The 19,806-nt window shown below is 37.9% G+C and carries 19 protein-coding genes and 3 other annotated features; of the genes, 11 read left to right on the forward strand and 8 right to left on the reverse strand.

What is annotated here, in order from left to right; translation table 11 throughout:
- Positions 1–7 precede the first annotated feature (7 nt).
- Entirely contained in the window at positions 8–673 is a 666-nt protein-coding gene (locus tag BN999_RS14450) for an N-acetylmannosamine-6-phosphate 2-epimerase (protein WP_096272505.1), read from the forward strand.
- 265 nt (positions 674–938) lie between these two features.
- On the opposite strand, the gene BN999_RS14455 is transcribed toward BN999_RS14450, so the two are convergent.
- On the reverse strand, positions 939–2,717 hold the full coding sequence (locus BN999_RS14455; RefSeq protein WP_096272507.1) for a zinc ribbon domain-containing protein: 1,779 nt from the start codon (positions 2,715–2,717) through the stop codon (positions 939–941).
- Positions 2,718–3,117: 400 nt separating this feature from the next.
- On the opposite strand from BN999_RS14455, the gene BN999_RS14460 reads away from it, so the two are divergent.
- Complete coding sequence (locus BN999_RS14460; RefSeq protein WP_096272509.1) at positions 3,118–3,954, forward strand: zinc ribbon domain-containing protein; 837 nt, start codon at positions 3,118–3,120, stop codon at positions 3,952–3,954.
- A gap of 406 nt (positions 3,955–4,360) precedes the next feature.
- Here the strand turns inward: BN999_RS14460 and BN999_RS14465 are convergent, their stop codons facing one another.
- Positions 4,361–5,323, reverse strand: coding sequence for a helix-turn-helix transcriptional regulator (locus BN999_RS14465; protein ID WP_096272510.1), 963 nt, complete (start codon positions 5,321–5,323; stop codon positions 4,361–4,363).
- A 106-nt stretch (positions 5,324–5,429) separates the two neighbouring features.
- On the opposite strand from BN999_RS14465, the gene BN999_RS14470 reads away from it, so the two are divergent.
- The 5 genes from BN999_RS14470 (at position 5,430) to BN999_RS14490 (ending at position 10,870) form a co-directional block, all read left to right on the forward strand.
- Entirely contained in the window at positions 5,430–5,909 is a 480-nt protein-coding gene (locus tag BN999_RS14470) for a GyrI-like domain-containing protein (protein WP_096272512.1), read from the forward strand.
- Positions 5,910–6,176: 267 nt separating this feature from the next.
- Complete coding sequence (locus tag BN999_RS14475) at positions 6,177–6,692, forward strand: hypothetical protein (RefSeq protein WP_096272514.1); 516 nt, start codon at positions 6,177–6,179, stop codon at positions 6,690–6,692.
- 252 nt (positions 6,693–6,944) lie between these two features.
- Positions 6,945–7,138 (forward strand) — a binding site (T-box leader).
- A gap of 60 nt (positions 7,139–7,198) precedes the next feature.
- Positions 7,199–7,391 (forward strand) — a binding site (T-box leader).
- 60 nt (positions 7,392–7,451) lie between these two features.
- Positions 7,452–7,642 (forward strand) — a binding site (T-box leader).
- A 48-nt stretch (positions 7,643–7,690) separates the two neighbouring features.
- Positions 7,691–9,100 (forward strand): Na+/H+ antiporter NhaC, encoded by a 1,410-nt coding sequence (nhaC, locus tag BN999_RS14480; RefSeq protein ID WP_096272516.1) that lies wholly within the window; start codon positions 7,691–7,693, stop codon positions 9,098–9,100.
- Positions 9,097–9,963 (forward strand): MBL fold metallo-hydrolase, encoded by an 867-nt coding sequence (locus BN999_RS14485; protein WP_096272518.1) that lies wholly within the window; start codon positions 9,097–9,099, stop codon positions 9,961–9,963. The genes nhaC and BN999_RS14485 overlap by 4 nt, the downstream gene beginning before the upstream one ends.
- 175 nt (positions 9,964–10,138) lie before the next feature.
- Positions 10,139–10,870, forward strand: a complete 732-nt coding sequence (locus tag BN999_RS14490; RefSeq protein WP_255247497.1) for an SDR family NAD(P)-dependent oxidoreductase — start codon at positions 10,139–10,141, stop codon at positions 10,868–10,870.
- A 129-nt stretch (positions 10,871–10,999) separates the two neighbouring features.
- On the opposite strand, the gene BN999_RS14495 is transcribed toward BN999_RS14490, so the two are convergent.
- Entirely contained in the window at positions 11,000–11,428 is a 429-nt protein-coding gene (locus tag BN999_RS14495; RefSeq protein WP_096272521.1) for a HEAT repeat domain-containing protein, read from the reverse strand.
- A 304-nt stretch (positions 11,429–11,732) separates the two neighbouring features.
- Here BN999_RS14495 and BN999_RS14500 point away from each other — a divergent pair, with 304 nt between their 5' ends.
- The gene (locus tag BN999_RS14500; RefSeq protein ID WP_306419010.1) at positions 11,733–12,299 is read left to right on the forward strand and encodes a hypothetical protein; all 567 of its coding nucleotides are present in this window, start codon (positions 11,733–11,735) and stop codon (positions 12,297–12,299) included.
- Positions 12,300–12,316: 17 nt separating this feature from the next.
- Here the strand turns inward: BN999_RS14500 and BN999_RS14505 are convergent, their stop codons facing one another.
- The 3 genes from BN999_RS14505 to BN999_RS14515 all read right to left on the reverse strand — a co-directional run bounded on the left by BN999_RS14505 (position 12,317) and on the right by BN999_RS14515 (position 15,310).
- Entirely contained in the window at positions 12,317–13,717 is a 1,401-nt protein-coding gene (locus tag BN999_RS14505) for a PQQ-dependent sugar dehydrogenase (protein WP_096272525.1), read from the reverse strand.
- 131 nt (positions 13,718–13,848) lie between these two features.
- Complete coding sequence (locus BN999_RS21155; protein ID WP_096272527.1) at positions 13,849–14,577, reverse strand: D-Ala-D-Ala carboxypeptidase family metallohydrolase; 729 nt, start codon at positions 14,575–14,577, stop codon at positions 13,849–13,851.
- Positions 14,578–14,824: 247 nt separating this feature from the next.
- Positions 14,825–15,310 carry a hypothetical protein gene (locus BN999_RS14515; RefSeq protein ID WP_096272528.1) on the reverse strand — a complete coding sequence of 162 codons (486 nt, stop codon included), beginning with the start codon at positions 15,308–15,310 and terminating at the stop codon, positions 14,825–14,827.
- Between the two features lie 317 nt (positions 15,311–15,627).
- Here BN999_RS14515 and mbcS point away from each other — a divergent pair, with 317 nt between their 5' ends.
- From mbcS to BN999_RS14530, 3 genes are all read left to right on the forward strand, one after another.
- Positions 15,628–17,208 carry an acyl-CoA synthetase MbcS gene (mbcS, locus tag BN999_RS14520; protein ID WP_096273187.1) on the forward strand — a complete coding sequence of 527 codons (1,581 nt, stop codon included), beginning with the start codon at positions 15,628–15,630 and terminating at the stop codon, positions 17,206–17,208.
- Positions 17,209–17,415: 207 nt separating this feature from the next.
- Positions 17,416–18,027 carry a TetR/AcrR family transcriptional regulator gene (locus BN999_RS14525; protein WP_096272529.1) on the forward strand — a complete coding sequence of 204 codons (612 nt, stop codon included), beginning with the start codon at positions 17,416–17,418 and terminating at the stop codon, positions 18,025–18,027.
- Entirely contained in the window at positions 18,020–18,544 is a 525-nt protein-coding gene (locus tag BN999_RS14530) for a hypothetical protein (RefSeq protein WP_096272530.1), read from the forward strand. Before BN999_RS14525 ends, BN999_RS14530 begins: the two co-directional genes overlap by 8 nt.
- 106 nt (positions 18,545–18,650) lie before the next feature.
- Here BN999_RS14530 and BN999_RS14535 read toward each other — a convergent pair whose 3' ends face one another.
- Together BN999_RS14535 and BN999_RS20880 are read right to left on the reverse strand one after the other, a co-directional pair.
- A complete protein-coding gene (locus BN999_RS14535) occupies positions 18,651–19,658 on the reverse strand; it encodes a YeiH family protein (protein WP_255247484.1) in 1,008 nt (335 codons plus the stop codon).
- A complete protein-coding gene (locus BN999_RS20880) occupies positions 19,636–19,797 on the reverse strand; it encodes a hypothetical protein (RefSeq protein WP_217988495.1) in 162 nt (53 codons plus the stop codon). Before BN999_RS20880 ends, BN999_RS14535 begins: the two co-directional genes overlap by 23 nt.
- Positions 19,798–19,806 lie beyond the last annotated feature (9 nt).

A 19,806-nucleotide genomic window follows, 5' to 3' on the forward strand; every position in this document is an offset into this window, starting at 1 on the left:
GACATCATTGCTATTACCAAAACATTTAATTGTCTCATGTCAGGCTCTTCCAGATGAGCCGCTTCATTCCTCATTTATTATGAGTAAAATGGCCCTAGCCGCTTACCAAGGCGGCGCAAAAGGGATACGAGCAAACACAAAAGAAGATATCCTGGCCATTAAAAAAGAAGTTAATCTACCGGTAATCGGAATTGTAAAACGAGATTATGATAACTCAGATATTTATATTACAACAACATCCAAAGAAATTGATGAATTAATCGAAAGTGGTTGTGAAGTCATCGCAATGGATGCAACATTAAGAAGTAGACCAGAAAAAGATCTACAAGAATTAGTTAATTATGCACGTTCAAAAGCACCACATGTAGAATTGATGGCTGATATTTCTACAGTGGAAGAAGCAATAAATGCAGAAAAGCTCGGTTTCGATTATATCGGTACAACATTACACGGCTATACACCATATACGAGCGGTAAGAAGTTGTATGATAATGACTTTGCATTTTTAAAAGAAGTAATCGAAGCTGTTAACACCGCCGTTATTGCAGAAGGTAATGTAGCAACACCAGAAATGTTGAAACGTGTATTTGAATTAGACATTCATGCGGCAGTTGTTGGTGGAGCGATTACTAGGCCGAAGGATATTACGGCTAGATTTGTCGCTGAGATGTAGACAATTATAATTCTAAGAGACATGAATTGATTTTAAAAAGAGTAACTTCCTATATGGGAGTTACTCTTTTTGCCATGTTTCCACGATATATCTATGCAACTTTACTTCTCAATTTTGATAGGATTATTTGGAATAGATTCCTAATTTCTTAAAAGTGGGAGGGCTGATTGGTGGATGTTTAGCTAAACCTTTAATCTCCTAAAACAAAAAATCTTCCCTAACTCAACTAGTGAGCTAAGGAAGATGGTCTAAGATTCATGATTTACTACTCAATATTTGCCAATACAACATCATCGCCATCTTGGACAGCGGTATATTTCCAAACATATGAATTGGTTTCTTCATCGCCACTTTCATACATAACTTTTATTTCTTCATTTGTCGTGACAATCCAATTCTCCCCATCTTCTTCTATGTTGGAAATGGAGACACTAATCACTTCTTGTGTTACACCATTCTCATTTAGTCGCGCTACTAAATCACTTTGCATTTCATCTAAAGCACTGCCAACCTGAATATACGGACTGACCTTATCGTAATCATTAGAATTAATAGCCTCTACTAATTGGTATACATATTCTTCTGTAACTTGACTAATGAGGTCTGGGCTTACAGTATCCGACTTAGACACTGTCGTCACATTCGACTGGTAAAGTTCCTTAGAACCCTCTAGAGTTTTAGTAGCTTCAAAGTCGCCACTATACCATACATCTTCACATGCATTAATTAGCCATGTTTTATTATTCTTGTCATAGTTTAACTCAAGTAAACAATGGTCAATTCTTTCTTCTATTTCTGCCTTATCACCCGGGTCGTGAAAACCAGCAGTAAAATAAAACTTAGCTGGAACGGAAGCGCTAGTTTCGTCGTTAAAGTAGAATTGGTTAAAATCAATTTCTACTGAGTCTAATTGCCCTGTAAAGAGTTCTTCATAATCACGATAATAATCGAAGTTCGATGTGAATATATCTGCCAGTCGTTCCGTAACATTTGTAAACAGTGACACATCATAAGCTGCATGTGCTTTCACATAATCCTCACCATAAAGCAGAATAGAATCAGAAACAGTAGTAGTCAGCTCGTCAGGTACCGACGTTATTTCAATAGAATGGTAAGATTCTTCTAGCTTAATCGCGTCTACATTAATGGTTCCCCATTCGGTCTCAATGACAGGAGTCACTGTTGTTGCACCATCTAAGCTTACAGGTCCAAATCCTTCGATATAGAAATCTTCATTAAATTTCACCTGCTGGTCATTAACTTCTATATACGCATTGGTAATTGGCATATTGGTATAGTTCTCTAATTGTAAATAAACGTAATCTGCTTCAAGATTAATGTCATGGATAGAATAGCCATTGACAAGCGAGATCTTATCTTTACTATCAACTTCTGTGTAATCCCCTTTGAAACTACTTTCTACTTCATACACTCCTGGAGCAATTGGGCCATATACTGCCATTAAACCATCTTCTTGACTAGGTTTGAACTTTTTCCCATTAAAGGTAACCTCTACACCATCAAATGGAAGATATACTTCTATTGATTGTGGTTCTAGGCTAATTCGGTAACTATCGAATATACCTAACCACTTGCCATTTTTCTCCATGTCAAACAATGAATTGTAATCATAAAATTCCTTAGTAGTTTTAAAATCTAAATCTATGTATCCGTAATCCTTATTATCTAGTAATACAACAGCTTTAGCTTCTTCATCTGTAATAGCTTTATTCTCAACTAATACCAGTTTTTGTACTTTCTTGTAATCGTCTTCTGCCAATGCATCAATAAATCGTTCCAGCGTATTCTCTGGAGATGTATAAGATTTCCCCCATACAAATAAACCTGAAACCAATACTACTACAGCTGCTACGATACTATAGATTAATTTTTGTTTCGCAGTTAGTTTTTTTCTCTCTTTTGGCTTTGCCTCTGTTTCTTTTGGAACAACAGGGCTGGATTGCTCTAGTGATGCACCACAATGCTTACAAAACTTTACAGAAGCATCAAGTTTTCCACCACATTCCTTGCAGTACTTAACCATTCTCTACTCCCTCGCTTCACAAAGATAAAATTTGATAAAATTGTAATATTTCTACCAAATTATAATGTAATACCAATAGTTTGTTAAGCCTTTATACCCATTTATTTTTTACTATAATTCTTTTCACTCATAAATATTTATTCTAAATGAGTAAAAAATCCTAGCAATCTATTTAAAAATACACCATAATTTACTATAATTGTCATTGTAAGAAAAAGAGATTAATTCAAAATACCTATTAGGAGGGTAGCGAGGGTTATTATCTTGATTAAATTCATGAGTCTTTATTTATACAGCATTATTTTGGCGTTATATCTATTACATAAACAGAACTCATGAACTAAATCCAGTTAGATGGATATATACATATCCAAAGAATACTTATATGAGGAGAATTCGAATGTTAACTTGTTCAAACTGTGGTACAAAGCAGAATTCAGGAAAGTTCTGTGAAGAATGTGGTGGTTCTTTACAAATGGTAGAGACTTTGACCACGCCGGAAACAACTAATCAAACAAATCAAGCTACCCAGGCATCACAACAAAGTGCAGCGGCAACTGCAACAACCTCAAGCCAAAGCTCTAAACAAACACAAGAAACCGTTGAAGCGATTAAAGGTGGTTTATCTAATTATTGGTCTTATTTACTAGAATTAATTAAAAACCCAACAACTGCTTTCCAAACTAGCAGTGGAAACTTCATGAATGGAATCATAACGCTAATTTTATTTACGATTACATACTCACTAAGTTTATATTGGTTAGCTAATTCATTCTTCAAACAATCATTTGGTGGATTTTTGGAAGAGTCCCTTCCTTTCTTTGCCATAAATTCTAGATTAGTGTTCGGTGTCTTGGTTGTATTTGCTATTGCTCTTGGAAGTATCTTTGCTGTTACTAAACTAGCTAAGCACTCCGATGGATTTAAGACAGTGTTAGCACAATATGGTGCGCTTGTTGCGCCATTATTGGTGTTAAATGTAATTGCGATGATTGGTGGATTATCTACATCCGTTGTGATAACGATGTATCCTTTAGTTATTTCCAATATTTTAGCCTTTGTTATTATTCCTGTACTATATGTTTATGAGAAATCTTCCCAAGTGAATAATAAAGGACAAAAGGTATACCATAGCTTCTTAGTACTACTCATGATTACTATCGTGACCTATATTATTAGTAGCTCAATACTATCAAGTGCTCTAGAAGAAATAGAGGATTTAATGTATTACTTTTAATAAAGCTATGAGTATATTCTCTGCTTTTTAAATATATTGTTAGTTATACTATTATACATAGGTAAGGTACTTCCTTTCTGGTTTCTGTGGATTAACTAGAGGATTTACCTTACCTTTTTTATTTATTATTTATTTATACAAACTATTGTACGACACCGAGCATGCACCTGTAATCGAGGATCATGTGCCCGTCCAAGGTTACCATGTACCCGCAAACAGGAAGCTTGCGACCGGCCCAGGTTACCTTGTACCCGCAAACAGGAAGCTTGCGACCGCACCGGATTACCTTCTACCCGTAAACAGGAAGCTTGCGACCGGCCCGGGTTACCTTGTACCCGCAAACAGGAAACTTGCGACCGCACCATGTAATATTCCCCACCAGCCCTCCGCGTCTATTTTCCGCCAATTACGGAAAGAATAACTGCAGTCTTCCCCGTAATCTTTCCATCACTTCTTCTGGCACTTCCTTAATTTCGATATCTTCACCCAGAAATAATAGCCAATTTATTACTTCTGTTACTTCTTCTGACTGATTCACATCGATATAGGTCTTTATAATAGCCGTAGTTTGGAAAGGGTTGGTATAGGAAATAGTATATTTTAGTGGATGGTATTTTCTGAACTGGGCAATTGCTTTTGGTCCAAGTTCCAGGACGAGATTAATTTCTTCTTCTTGATGACGAATCTTTTCTATAATCTTTTTCCTACTCCACCTTTTTTTCGGAGAGTACGGTTCAACATTAGTCAGATTGTCAACGGAGAGAATCTTTCTCTGTTCATCATTCAAATCAAATCCTTCTAATAGCCATACGCTCTTTTCCCGATAGAGATGTAAAAGATAAATAGGGTAAGATTTTACAGTATTCTCTTCCTTGACCGTAATCCATAAATAACTATCCAATGAAAGAGTTTGAAAGAGCTGTTCTAATGTTGGATGTGGAAGGTCGGACAGTTCAAGCAGATCCGGGTTCTTGGGATTAGTCCCTTCAAAAAGCAGGATTTGGTTTAAGAAAACTAATGTTTCCTGCTGATTTTCCGATATTAGACCTAGTAATTTTTCCGCTAAAGATTGACGACTCTTTAGGTATGGAAGTTGAAGATTTCTTGACGCCATAAAGGCAATGAACAGTGCTTTCACTTCATCATCCGTGAAGCGTACCGGTGGTAATACAGAATTACTCATCACAAAATAACCACCATCTCTTCCAACTTCGGCTTCCAGTGGCATCCCCATCGCTTCGATTTCTCTAATATCTCGGATTGCTGTCGAACGAGAGATATTGAATTCTCGCATGATCTCTGAAATGGTAAAATGGGAGCGGTTATTGATATACCGCATAATGGTGTTTATCCGTTCAACTTTTTTCATGGGACCCCCTAAACAGTGTCACTTTTTGATACTATTAGATGCTATTATAAACGTAGCAAGTAAAAAAACAAATCTTTAACCCAATTTAAAAGGAGGATTTTTGGAAATGGCAAATTATTCATTAGAAGAAAAGGAAAGCTTTACGGTATTAGGTATAGGGACAGATCTTAAGAGTGATTACACCGATTATGCTGGTATTCATAAGGAGAAAGCGGACTTTTGGGAAACTGTACATCAGGATGGAAGTGTAGATCAGCTAAAAGAGATTGCTACAAATGAATATCTGTTTGTCGTGAATGAGGCTGTAAATAACAAGATGATGCATTATGTTGGTGTTATGACGAAGGAAACACTACCAGAAGCAACTAGACTGATCCAATTTCCTAAAGGAGAGTACATCGTTGTAAAGGGTGAGGCAAATTCAGAGGAAGAGTTAAGTAACACGCTTACTGGTATGGCCTTTGGCGAAGTTTTGGTGGAAGTAACCGATGTTGCTTATGTTGGTGGACCAAATGCGGCGGTTGTTATGGGACAGCGCGATGGCTTAAGCTATGGGGAAATGTGGATTCCTGTTGTTAGGAAATAGTTTAAACACCAGACTAGCTTAGCACACAAATTCTAACAAATAATTCTTCTAAAAGCAGCACTTGTCCATTAGATTTGGCGAGTGCTGTTTATTCATTTTGCAAAGACTTCTGCAACCTGCCTGCAATATTAGTTTAATCCGTCTACCCCCCCAACGTAGCAACGGAACGTTTCCAAAAAAAGCCCATAAAATGTTTTTAAGGCACTTGTGACCCGGTTATATATAGAATTCAAATAACCATTTAATGGAAAGATGGGTGGACTCTGAATGCAAGATTTCCTGCGATACAATCGACATAACCATCGCTCAAATCCTTTTAATCAAAATCGACAGCTAAATAGCAATGCATTTGGCGGGTCCACAGCAGATTTAGTCCAATTAGTGGGTAATTTATTTAATGTGGTGGGCGATTCTCTAGGGGTAATTGGTCAAGTTATGGCAATAAAAGATGCAGAACAACAAGACCAACAAGTGCAACAACAATTCCAAGACCTCCAACAGCAAATCGAACAGCAACAACAACAAATCCAACAGCTGCTAGAAATTAATCAAAACCAGCAAAGTCAACAAAACCAGCAACAAACCGGGCAGAATCAATTGCAAGTAGACCAATTTCTTCAACTCTTACAAACGCTCCAGCAAAATCAACAACAGGATCAACAACAAGAATTCCAACAGCAACTTCTAAATTTACAACAACAAGTGACGAAAACACAGGAACAACAACAGCAACAAATGGATTTGTTAAAGGAAATCATCCAGAAACTACCGGATCAGTGTTAGGTTGCATTCGAATTCAGGTATTGCACTTCCGGTTAGTCCTGCCCCAACAGATAGGACTAACTGTTCACATAAGCTCCCTCACAATAAATTAAACGTCATTATTTTAATAGGACGAGGGAAATTGTTTATCCCATCCAATCACTAGACACCCCCCAAGCGATCCAAGGTACCTGTCCCCGTGGCATGTTTCTTTATGAAATTCCCCTTGACAATTCTTTTAATATACTTTATTATTTTTCATAACTTTATGACAGAAATGCAATGAACTATTCTAGTAGCTTTTACATTCTTGAAAATTAGAGACCTGGTGGTTGCTGCAAACCAGGCAAGATGTATAGCGAAGTACAAATAGGGAGCTGATTTTTTTCCGGTTTCGGCCGTTATCTATTTGAGTGAGTAGAGAAATCTACTAATTAGGGTGGTACCACGGAGCTTTCGTCCCTTCTTTTGGGGATAAAGGCTTTTTTTATTTTCACTTTTTTGGAATATTACAACTTCATAATAAAATAAAAGCAATGAACTATTCTAGTAGGTGTACATTACTTGTAATCAGAGACCTGGTGGTTGCTGCAAACCAGGCAAGATGTATAGCGAAGTACAAATAGGGAGCTGATTTTTTTCCGGTTTCGGCCGTTATCTATTTGAGTGAGTAGAGAAATCTACTAATTAGGGTGGTACCACGGAGCTTTCGTCCCTTCTTTTGGGGATAAAGGCTTTTTTTATTTTCATTTTTTTGGAATACTACAACTTCATATAAGAATAAATGCAATGAACTATTCTAGTAGGTATACATTACTTGTAATCAGAGACCTGGCGGTTGCTGCAAGCCAGGCAAGATGTATAGCGAAGTACAAATAGGGAGCTGATTTTTCCGGTTTAGGCCGTTATCTATTTGAGTGAGTAGAGAAATCTACTAATTAGGGTGGTACCACGGAGCTTTCGTCCCTTCTTTTTGGGGATGATGGCTTTTTTTTATACAAAAAAGGAGGAAAATTCACATGAAAAAGGAAATGTCAGTTAGTCTTGCGTTATTACCAATTTTTGCAATCATCATTACTGGGTCATTATCTGTGTTTATTTGGGGAGCTGGTATGCACTTCCCACTAATATTTGGAATTATCGCGGCTGCAATTATTACGTTCTTATGTGGCTGGAAATGGGAAGAAATACAAACCATGATGGTTGACGGTGTAAGTAGGGCTTTACCAGCAGTTTTTATTTTACTTATCATCGGTACAATTATTGGTTCCTGGATAGCTAGTGGTGTAATCCCGACTATTATTTTCTACGGTTTAACCATTATAAAGCCTGAAATTTTTGTACCTATTGTTGCATTAGTGACTGGTATAGTCTCGGTAACACTTGGAAGTTCATTTACTTCAATAGCAACTATAGGGCTCGCATTTATGGTTATTGGTGAAGGTCTTGGTTTTCCCGCTGCACTTGTCGCTGGTGCTGTTATTTCTGGTGCTTACTTCGGGGATAAATTATCGCCAGTATCAGATACAACCAACGTAGCACCCGCAATGGCTGACACTGATTTATTTAGCCATGTTAAACATATGCTTTGGGATACCATTCCTGCATTTGCCATTTCAATCCTATTATTTTGGATTGTTAGTAATACGGATGCTGGGAACGGGATTACGGATGCATCAACAATTAATAGTCTGAAACAAGGATTAAGTGAAATATTTGTAATTCATCCACTACTGCTATTAATGCCAATCCTGACGATCGTTCTAATGATTAAACGTACACCCGCCATACCTACTTTGATTTCTGTTAGTTTACTAGGTGCCCTTTTAGCAGTTTTAGTTCAAGGGGTATCCATAGGGAACATTATTCAAACCATGACAAGTGGATTTACAGGTGGATCCGATTTCGATGCGATTAATTCTTTATTAAATCGAGGTGGGCTAACTTCCATGCTAGGAACGATAGCTATATTAATACTTGCTACAGCACTTGGTGGTATATTGGAAACCTCTGGGGCATTTCATGTCCTAACTAGAAAAATGATGTCAAAGGTTAGAAAAACTAGTTCCTTAATTACCTCTACGATTCTCACAACCTTTGTTGTTGCATTTTCTACTGGTGCTCAATTTTTAGCAATTATTTTACCAGCCAGAACTTTTGTAGATAAATATAAAGAAATGGGAATTGATACAAAAAACCTTTCTCGGGCAGTAGAGGCAGCAGGTACAGTTGGAATTAATTTAGTACCATGGGGAGTTCCTGCAGTGTTTGCGGCAGGCATTTTCGGTCTAAGTCCCGGAGAATTTATTCCGTATTCCTTCTTTGTATTTCTAGTACCTTTAGTTAATATTTTATTTAGTTTTACAGGTTGGACAATTTCTCGGAAAAATTATGAGTCTACGATAGAAAAAGGAGAGCATGCAGCATGAGTAAAGTTATTTTATCGGTTATTGGGACTGCACAAGATGGAGGTCTCCCACACCCAAATTGTTTTTGTAAGAATTGCAAACGGGCAATAAACGATCCCAAGATCAGACGTACAGCTTCTGCACTTGCAATTGTCTTACCTGAAGAGAAAAAATGGCACTTAATTGATGCAACACCTGATTTAAAAGAACAAATGAGCAAGCTTCAAATGAAATTTCAGTTAGAGGGAAAAATAATGAGTAGTACCTTTTTAACTCATGCACATATGGGGCATCTTCCAGGTCTGTTATTCTTAGGTAAGGAAGGAATAAATACGAACAACGTCCCTGTATTTGCCGGAGCTAAAATGAAAAATATGTTAGGGAATAATGCTCCTTGGCAACTGTTAACAAAACTTGAAAATATTATACTTAAGGATCTTCGAAATGAAGAGGCTGTAAAATTAAACGAACAACTTTCTGTCTTACCTGTATTAGTTCCACATCGGAATGAGTTTTCTGAGACATTTGCTTTTTGGATTAATGGACCAAATAAAAAAGTGTTATATATACCAGATATCGACCGCTGGGAGGAGTGGGAGATGGATATTGTTAATGCATGTAAGAAAGCAGACATATGTTTGTTGGATGGAACATTTCACTCTCCAAGCGATTTAGAACATATTGGACGTGATTTTAGGGAAGTTCCGCATCCATTAATGACAACGACAATGGATAAGCTTCAAGATTTAACATCGCAAACAAAAATATATTTTACACATCTAAATCATTCGAACCCTACCATAGTCCCAAATAGTGAAGAGCGAAAAGAGCTTTTAAAGAAAGGATTTTTTATTGCGGAGGATGGGCTAGAATTCGTTATTTAAAGGAAGGATGTAGAAGTGATTAAACAAGCTTTTGTTTAGAAATAGTAAGACATTCGCTCGTCTGTTGGCGAATGTCTTACTTTTTCTTATGTGGCGGAAAGAACTTATACTTCCTGACTGTAAAAAACATTAAACAGTTGGTTATGTTGATATATTCACGCCTCTAATCTAGAGCATACATTGCTGTGCAATTATTAATGGTGCTGCACAAGGAATGGGTGCTATGCACGGTCGCAAATTCGTAGAAGAAGGCGAGAAAGTAGCAATCACAGACCTTAACTTGGAAGGTGCACAAACACTAGCCGATGAATTAGGGGAAAACGCAATTGCACTTCAATTAGATGTTGCGAATGAAGAGAATTGGGTAGAAGTTGTTGCAAAAACAGAAGAAGCTTTTGGCCCAGTTAATGTACTAGTAAACAATGCAGGAATTGGTATTTTCAAAACACTAGAAAAACTAACCGTAAATGACTTTGAATTAACCTTTAAAGTGGACGAGCTTGGCGTATTCTTAGGAATGCAAAAAGTACTTCCTTCTATGAAGAAAGCTGGCGTCGGTTCAATTGTTAACATATCTTCAGTTGATGGTTTGGTAAGTGCTCCAACAGCGATTGCCTACAGTGCTTCGAAACACGCAGTAACTGGTATGACAAAAGGTGCAGCTACAGAACTTGGACAACATAACATCCGTGTAAATTCTGTACACCCAGGAATTATCAAAACACCAATGGCAGACCAACCAGATGTAGAAGAATACTTGAAACAACTAGAACAAGATATTCCATTAAGAAGAAGAGCAGAAGTGGAAGAGGTATCTAATTTAGTGGTATACCTTGCTTCTGATGATTCTAGCTATTCTACTGGAGCTCAATTTGTTGTAGATGGCGGAATGATTTCTGATCTTTAATCGATACCAAAAGACCCCTCGGGGTCTTTTTTTATTCTCTCTTCTAGAATAATCCCGTAAAATAAAAGAAACCAATCCCACCAATTATGGAGAGAATGGCTACCCTTCAATATATTTTCAAACTACCGATTACAGTTTTGCCCACCGTTCTTCTAACCAGCTCATAAATTGTTCGCCTTTATCACCTTCATAGGCATCATACACATCAATACGCATACGCTTTAATTTATCGGCAAATTCTTCTACGGTGTGATCCTTTGGTAAGCTTTTTTTCACGCGCAGAAAAATTTTATCTGTGCCTTTGAAAATATCAAAACGTGCAGGAGATGGCTTCTCTACGTCCTCACCAAAGGCCTTCAGTGCTTCATAGGCTGCGATTTGCACCTTGTATACAGTATCATGCTGCATACGATTTTTTAATAAGTCTACCACTTTGTCATGCTGATAAGCCGATAATGTTTCGACTGCTTCTAATCGCTCTCGCCAGCTAGACGTATAATTAGCTTGTTTCTTCAATGCTTCGTACTGCTCCGGTAAATCTGTCTTATACTGTTTCAAGTCATTGCACCTCTTTTTTTAACTAAAGGAAAAACGAATTCTTCTTTTGCTTCACTTATTATACGTGGTCCTCGTGAAAAAAGCGATAAATCGCAGTTAATAGGTCACCAAAAAGAATTTCACAACCATACGAGTTACCCTATCATGAATTATGTACCATTCTTCAGCAAAAATACTCTTCTAATTCAACAAGCACTTCCCCAATAAACTTTACAACCAACATTTCAGTTAAAGCTTGTAGACCATCATGAAAAAGTTCCACCTCTAATAGAATGATAAAAAGATCGCAACTATTGGAGGTGGAATGGTGTATTTTCTAAAAGATATTTCAGACGACGTCCGTTCTTCTCAATCAACTTTCTATCACTACAAAAGGACAAGGAAGCTTATTTTGGCATCCATTTTTGCATGCCTGGCTGCCATTTTCCAATCGGCAGGTGGCTATTTACCAGGGATAGGATATTTGATTAGCCCCCTTGCCACAGCACCTATTTTGCTATGCTCCCTGCTTTCCATTCCGTACGGCCTCATGTCTTATCTATTAACCATTATGTTGTTAGTTTTTCTTCAGCCCACAGAACTTATTATTTTTCCTTTTACAACGGGGATATTAGGTCTTGCTATTGGCGCACCCTTTCACTTTTTTAGAAAAAGAATCAATATTATCGCAACTGGCTCCGTTCTGTTAGCGTTTGGAATTATGAGTCTATTGTATCTGCTTCGTTTTCCTGTATTAGGTCCTGGTGTCTCTAATTCCTTTTCCCTTCTCACCATGTTGGGTATATTACTTTTTACTTTCCTTTACAGTTGGTTATGGGCTGAAATTGCTTTAGCCATCGTGAAACGACTAAAAGCAATTATCGTCGAATGACCATACTATCACTCAGTCTAAGGAATTATCTCAAAAACAGTGCCTTGGTTACGGTCTGTCACTTTAATAGAACCATAAACACCTAAATATAATCGGCTTTGATTCCAATTTGAACCCAAACTAACAAAGTAGGCTGACCCGGAACCAAAATCATGATTGACCTGAATCTCATGGAAATCATGATGTTGCCCATCAGAACCTACTGTAGTGTACGCTAAAGCCCCTCTAACTGGAGACTGCGGTACTTTCTTTGCCCCATCTGTAAATACAACACTACCTGTTAATGTAGGGATTTCATTCCCCATGTATGCTTGAACACCAGTGAGTGCTGTTCCTGCAAACTTATCTGGTCTGGCATCTTGATGAAAATAACTGGTTAGTGGCTGAAGACGGTTCCCCGAAAGTGCTACTGCCTCCTCGTAATAAGCCAATATTTTCTCATCCAAATTCGGATTAGTCGCACAGTCTCTTATGATTGGAGTAGGAAAGGCTCCTTCCCATCCTCGCCAGCCAAAATTAACTAAACTTTCACGGGGCGAAATAGCATTGGATTGTACAAGGCGTGAAACCGGTATCGGATTATATTGTATAAAAGAATACACCGACTCAACTAAATCTTGCCCGACATTGCCTACATATTTTATAAACTGGTTTTGAACCTGTTGATAAGATATGCCTGGAATATTCCGAACTCCCTTAGCCAATACCGTGAGCGTTTCTTGTAGACTAACAGGAAGTTCATTAAAACGCGTAGCAATAGGCGGATGATTGAAATTCGTATTCCTATTTATGTCTATTTCTATTATTTTCCCAGCAATCTCCATCTCATCTTGACTCAAATTGAAAGGGTCGAAACCAGACCCTCCATCCCCAGTTGTTAAAACAAGTCGCCCCGTTTCCGGTGAAAAATTTAGGCTATTGACACCATTATGGTTAGCAAATGGCCGTCTTAAATTAAGTAATGTTCGTCGCTTACTAGGCACGCCACTCGATGGTAAAAACCATTCCTCCACCGTATCAATATGGTCATATTGCGTCTCCCTATTTTCCCACCTTAAATTTAAAGTACTCGGATCACATGGGTCAGGCTGAAACTCCCCTTGTAACGCACCAGGTCCTTGGGTTCCAGCTACAGAATAATGAAGATAAAACAAACCATTGTCATAAAATTGAGGATGAAAGGCTAACCCAAGTAATCCCCGTTCATCATACCCACCGTCCGTGCCCAGAGTAATGATCCGATCGCGAATATCTAAAAAGAATACTACCTCACTATCCCCAACATAAAAAACCTCTCCAACCTGCGTTGCAATAAATAACCTTTCCACCTGTTCCCCCGGAAGAACTGCAGTTTTTATAACCGTAGGTAAATTCAACTTACTAACCAAAGGTCGTAATCTAACACGAACCTCACTCACCAACCATACCTCCTTCTTATAGCTAACTGTTAAAAAGAATATGTTAGTAAGTGTTCCATAAGTACAAAAAGCCATGAGGGCAAGTTCCTAGGCACGAGCCAAGGAACTTGTCCACATGGTCTATCATAAGTTTACGGCCAATACCAATACTGTGCTCCATACGAGTATTCTACCCGACTATCCGCATGAATAAAGGTACCTCCATTATAAACACCACTGAAACCGGAAGATTTTGCGGCATTCATGAGCGTTGTTAAGGATACTCCAGAAGATTTAATGTCCGCTGCAATTCCATATGTGTGCTGACTGTTTGACGCAGAACCCGGAATACTATTATTGTGAGAGATACTTCTAAAACCGGAGTTGACTGTGATTGGTTTGTTTCCGATTTTAACTCGAACCGCTTCTAGCTTATACATCATTCTACGCACATTTTCTCTAACCGTAGTCGAGGAGACTCGTCCACCACTAAAACCACTGCCATCCTTTGAATAGAATTCACTGTAACTAAAGTGCTTTGTACCATTAGAACGTTCTAAATCATTTAATTTTGCTTGCGTAGCCGGGCCAACAATTCCGTCAGCCACTAATCCATAGGCTCGTTGGAAACGCATGACCGCAACCTTTGTTCCAGGACCGAACTGACCATCAATAGCCACGTACGTACGTGTTGGGGAATCAGCAGCCCAACCTGCTACTCGTATTTGCAATTCACGAACATCCGAACCACTTGATCCTTCTTTTAATGTACGACTCCAACTATAGGCAGATGCTTCGTCTGTACTTATCACGGTGATCGCAAGTGTAATTAACAAAGTAAACCCAACAACCATCACTAGCTTCTTGAAAATCTTCTTCATTTTCCTACCTCCTAAGATTTTTACTTGTTGTATATCTTGGAAGTCTAAAAAACGGATTTGTCCTAAAACACCTCCCACTTTTATTAATCTCATGAATGATTAAATCTAGTAGTCTACGATAAGACTAACACGAAGGAGGACAAACAAGATATTCGTCAAATGGTCTAATTTTGGATAAGGACTTGTGGATGATTGACAAGACTGCGGTCAGACAAAGTAACCACGGGGACAGGTCCACTGGCTTCCCTTAACCACTTTTCTTACGCTTGAACTTCAAACTATACTCTTCCTCATAAATAATTCGATAGATACTAGTAATGAAGATTGCATTGGTTAAATTAAATGGGATATATAAAGGAACATCAAGTATGGTTAGCTCGATAAAGCTTGGGAAAAAGTACATCATGAAACACAATTGAAAAATAAAATATAAAGCAATCATTCCCAAAGTTCTAACAAACCTAAAAATCCACTCCTCATTATCCGGCTCATCATGGAACAAAAAATGGAAGATATCACGTTCATTCGGTAAACATTGCTTCACTAAGAAAAAGCTTAGTAGGGCATAAATAGGTATATGAATCGGGAAAAAGAAAACTTTAATATCGTTAAATTCATGTAAAAATAATTCCGTAAATAAATACAGATAGGTAAAACAGACAAAAACCACAATATAAAACTTTATCTTCTTTTCTATTTTTCTTGCAAACTCAAATTTAGTTTTGCTTTCCATCGAGAGAGACCATTCCTATCTTTAATGTACCCAGAACTAGTAAGGGAAGTGAGTGTCACGTTGATTCCTTCAGCCTCTGAGACACTATACTTGATATTATCTTAGCATATAAGCCGTAATATTCTGAGCAAATCTACTACATTCCGACAAATACCTAGCACACATAAATGTCGAAAAATACTATTTCAATAGAAAAAGTCTCCATTTTTGGGAATTTGTTAAGAAACAATACGAATCGTCTCCATTACATTCATTTATATTATCTGCTATAATAGGTAGAAGTTAGCACCTAGTACTAATAGGAGGGGATAGTATTGTTGAAAAGAGAAGATCTAATCGCACCCGAGAAGTATAATATCGTAATGGAATTCGAAAAGTATGCTCAAGATCCCAATCGACTTGCAGTTATTTGGGAAAATGAACAGGGTGACAGACGAGAAATTACCTATAAAAAACTCATCGAAAATGCCAATCGAATTGGTAATATTTTTCTAGAAAAAGGCCTTAAAAAGGGTGATAAACTACTCGTTATGCTCCCTCGCCTAATTGATACGTATGAGGTATACATCGCGGCATTAAAAACGGGAATAATCATTATCCCAAGTTCGGAAATGTTTAGAACGAAGGATTTACAGTATCGAATTACGCATGGTGAGGTAAACGGGGTCGTATGCCTTTCCGATTATAGTGACGAATTTACTGGAATTGAGCAATATGATGAGCTGGTGAAATTTACTGTCGGTGCGTCTGTTAATGACTGGCATCATTTAGATAGTTTAAAAGAATCAGCTTCTGACAAGTTAGATTTCCTGGCAACATCTAGGGATGACCTTGCATTTCTACCTTACACATCTGGTACAACAAGTAATCCAAAGGCCGTGATGCACACGCATGCTTGGGGCTTTGCCCATATGAGTTCTGCTCCTGAACATTGGTTAGGAATTAAGGATGGAGACACCGTTTGGGCAACGGCAGCACCAGGCTGGCAGAAATGGGTATGGAGCCCGTTCTTATCCGTATTAGGATCCGGTGCTACAGGATTTGTATATAGTGGCAAGTTTGACCCGAAAAAGTACCTATCCTTAATAGAAGAAAATAGGATTAATGTATTTTGCTGTACCCCAACTGAATATCGACTGATGGCGAAACTGAATAATCTACAAGACTATGATTTATCCGCAGTCCACAGTGCTGTATCCGCTGGTGAGCCACTTAACCGTGAAGTGATTGACCAATTTGAGAAGCACTTTAATATTACGGTTAGAGATGGGTACGGCCAGACAGAAAATACATTATTACTAGGTATCTTAAAGGGTATGACAGTAAAACCAGGTTCCATGGGAAAACCAACTCCAGGAAACAACGTACAATTAATTGATGAAGACGGAAATCCTGTTGCGGTTGGGAAGGTTGGCGATATTGCCATCCCACTAGATACACCAGCATTATTCAAAGGCTATTACAAGGATGAGGAACGTACAAGAAAATCACACCGCGGAACCTACTATATTACAGGCGACCAAGCTTCACTAGATGAGGATGGCTATTTTTGGTTTGAAGGTCGAAGTGACGATATTATCGTTAGTTCTGGCTATACAATCGGGCCATTCGAAGTAGAAGATGCCCTGGTCAAGCACCCTGCAGTTAAAGAATGTGCCGTGATTGCTAGCCCTGACGAGATTCGTGGAAACGTAGTAAAAGCGTACATTGTTTTACAGGATCATGTGGTAGATGCAGGAGATGAATTAGTAAAAGAACTGCAAAACCATGTAAAACAATCGACCGCACCATATAAATACCCGAGGAGTATTGAGTTTATTGATGAACTGCCAAAGACATCATCGGGTAAGATTCGTCGGGTTGAATTGAGACAGCGCGAGAAAATGATCTTAAAATAAATTGAACTTCCATTTACCAAGGTAGAATCCTTTGGTGAATGGAAGTTTTTTTATTGAAAATATATTATTCCTTTAACAGTTTCCTGAACCACTGGTAATTATTTAATGAAGTTAGAAAGGTAACCTACTCTTTTGCAATATGTTCATATTGTAAAAAGTTGATTTTTATAATACAATCATATTGTAAAAAAAGAAAGGAGTAATCCCATGCCTAAAAAAGTCGATGTTGTGGAAAGAAAAAATAAAATTGCTACCGCTACTTGGCAAGTTATTTTAAATAAAGGAATAGATAAAGCATCCATTCAAAATATTGCAGAGGAAGCCAATATGTCTGTTGGATTAATACAACATAATTTCCCATCCAAAGAAAAAATCATTCATTATGCGATGAGTCTAATAATCGATCGTATGGAGGAACGAGCAAAGGCGAGGTCTCATGCATTTTCTGGAACAAAAGAAGAAATGCTTAGGAGATTAATGAAATTCCTAATTCCTATCAATTATGAGGAAATTATGGAAGCAAGGGTCTGGATTTCATTCTTAGGGCGTTCATTTAGTGACCCCGAACTTTTCAAATTACAACAAAAGATGGATGGTTATTCGAGAAAAATGGTGCAAATGATTATTAATTTGATGAAAGAACTAGGATATCTAGATAAGGAAGAAGATAGTCAGCTTGAATTTGAAATTCTTTATTCATTTATTGATGGAATGGTCATCCATGCCCTACAAAGACCCGATTTTTATACGGAGAGTAAAGTCGATCAATTAAACGACTATTATCTAAAGAATATAAAAAGGAGGAAACGGAATGGATAAGTTTCATCTAATTATTCTCGTTGTCATCGGCCTATTAATATTTCGCCAATTTATACCGAAAGAAGTTAACCGCTTCGATTTCATCGGACTTCCTATTCTGGCCCTATATAAAACATATACGAGCCTCCCAAACACATTGAGCGCGCCTATTATGGTAGAGTTAATCATTCTTCTCCTATTAGGAGCCACCATTGGTTACATTCAGGCACGGAAAACCAGGGTGGTGTATCAGGATAATAAACTCCATACAATAGGTGGAATCAGTTATATAATTGGATTGCTCATTCTTATTATAGGTAGGCTTATTGTGATATTCATCTTTCACTCTTCTACTATAATCACCGCTCTAAAAAATGGAGGAGAATCCCTAGTGGTTGAACTTGCCAATATTCTCACAGGTTCTGGAGATTGGATTCTCTGGTCAACGATTGCTGCCTCCACGATTCTCTATAGTATTACCCTGTACAAAAATCACCCGAAAATAAGAAAATATATAAGGGAACAATTAAAAAGCTGAAAATGATGGGATGTTACGTTGGAATGAAACTAAGAAAGCGTGGGATGAACCCACGCTTTCTAGTAGTTATTTATTTTCCCAGAAATAGTTATCCATTTAAGTTCACTCACACCAACACAACAGCAATAAGCGAAACCACAACCGAAACAACCGTCATTGCAATCAATGGCCGCATTGCTTTATTCTTCACTTCCTTCAAACTAACACTCAATCCCAGTCCAACCATTGCAGCAGTTAAAAGCCAAGTAGTGAATGTGTATACCCCTTCTAACATCTGATCAGTCACAGGGATAACATCACCTAGGACGAAGCTTCCGAATAAACTCATGGCGATAAATCCTAGTAAAAAGTAAGGGAAAGCAATTTTGGTTCTTTCATCCCCCTTACCTGCCTGTTTCCGTCTCATGAAATAAATCAAAACGAAACAAAGTGGTACAAGTAAAAATACACGGCCTAACTTTGCAAGTAGTGCCATGGCTAATGCATCCTGTCCAGCTGGTGCTGCTGCTAAAGCTACATGGGCAAGTTCATGTAAACTCATCCCAGACCAGATTCCGTAATCCTCCGCTGAAAATGGCAATATTGGACGTAGCAATGTATAAATAATGGAGAATACGGTCCCCATCAAGGCTATGATTCCAACTCCAATCGCCGTGTCATCATCATTTGCTTTCACTATCGGAGCAACCGCAGCAATTGCTGCAGCACCACAAACCCCTGTTCCAACTCCTAATAATAAGGAGATATTAGCATCTGCTTTGAATACTTTCGCCAACCAAACCATAAACAAAATAGCTACAGTAATAATAATGGCATCTTTTAATAAAAGTCCTAGTCCATCACTTAATACGATTCCAATATTTAAACGGAGACCATATAAAATAATTGCCAAACGTAATAACTTTTTAGAAGAGAATGTAATCCCTGCTCGTAGCATATCTGGATAACCAAAGATTTGTCGGTATATGATAGCAATGATAATGGCGCAACCTAGCTGACCAACATATGTAAGTCCTGGTATGAGGGAAATGACAAACCCTAGTGCCGCTAGTAGAAAGGTGAATAGAACTCCCCCGACCCAAAGTATGTTCTTATTTTCTAGAAAACTTCCCAATACTGTACACCCCCAATGTAAAAACCATATCATACTCATCTACTTCTAAAAAGGATATTTTTTCTAGAATCTCATCACCATGCACAAAATACATAATTAAGAACCAAAGAGGCATAATGATGGTAATTCTAATGAACAAGGTGATCAA

It is taken from the genome of Paucisalibacillus globulus, assembly GCF_900184735.1.
Classification (GTDB): Bacteria; Bacillota; Bacilli; order Bacillales; family Amphibacillaceae; genus Ornithinibacillus; species Ornithinibacillus globulus_B.

What these genes read in the sequence shown, in the direction of transcription:
- BN999_RS14455 (WP_096272507.1), bottom strand. Translation starts at nt 2,717, where the DNA reads ATGGTTAAGTACTGCAAGGAATGTGGTGGAAAACTTGATGCTTCTGTA.
- BN999_RS14460 (WP_096272509.1), top strand. Translation starts at nt 3,118, where the DNA reads ATGTTAACTTGTTCAAACTGTGGTACAAAGCAGAATTCAGGAAAGTTC.
- BN999_RS14465 (WP_096272510.1), bottom strand. Translation starts at nt 5,323, where the DNA reads ATGAAAAAAGTTGAACGGATAAACACCATTATGCGGTATATCAATAAC.
- BN999_RS14470 (WP_096272512.1), top strand. Translation starts at nt 5,430, where the DNA reads ATGGCAAATTATTCATTAGAAGAAAAGGAAAGCTTTACGGTATTAGGT.
- BN999_RS14475 (WP_096272514.1), top strand. Translation starts at nt 6,177, where the DNA reads ATGCAAGATTTCCTGCGATACAATCGACATAACCATCGCTCAAATCCT.
- nhaC (WP_096272516.1), top strand. Translation starts at nt 7,691, where the DNA reads ATGAAAAAGGAAATGTCAGTTAGTCTTGCGTTATTACCAATTTTTGCA.
- BN999_RS14485 (WP_096272518.1), top strand. Translation starts at nt 9,097, where the DNA reads ATGAGTAAAGTTATTTTATCGGTTATTGGGACTGCACAAGATGGAGGT.
- BN999_RS14500 (WP_306419010.1), top strand. Translation starts at nt 11,733, where the DNA reads ATGGTGTATTTTCTAAAAGATATTTCAGACGACGTCCGTTCTTCTCAA.
- BN999_RS21155 (WP_096272527.1), bottom strand. Translation starts at nt 14,577, where the DNA reads ATGAAGAAGATTTTCAAGAAGCTAGTGATGGTTGTTGGGTTTACTTTG.
- BN999_RS14515 (WP_096272528.1), bottom strand. Translation starts at nt 15,310, where the DNA reads ATGGAAAGCAAAACTAAATTTGAGTTTGCAAGAAAAATAGAAAAGAAG.
- BN999_RS14525 (WP_096272529.1), top strand. Translation starts at nt 17,416, where the DNA reads ATGCCTAAAAAAGTCGATGTTGTGGAAAGAAAAAATAAAATTGCTACC.
- BN999_RS14530 (WP_096272530.1), top strand. Translation starts at nt 18,020, where the DNA reads ATGGATAAGTTTCATCTAATTATTCTCGTTGTCATCGGCCTATTAATA.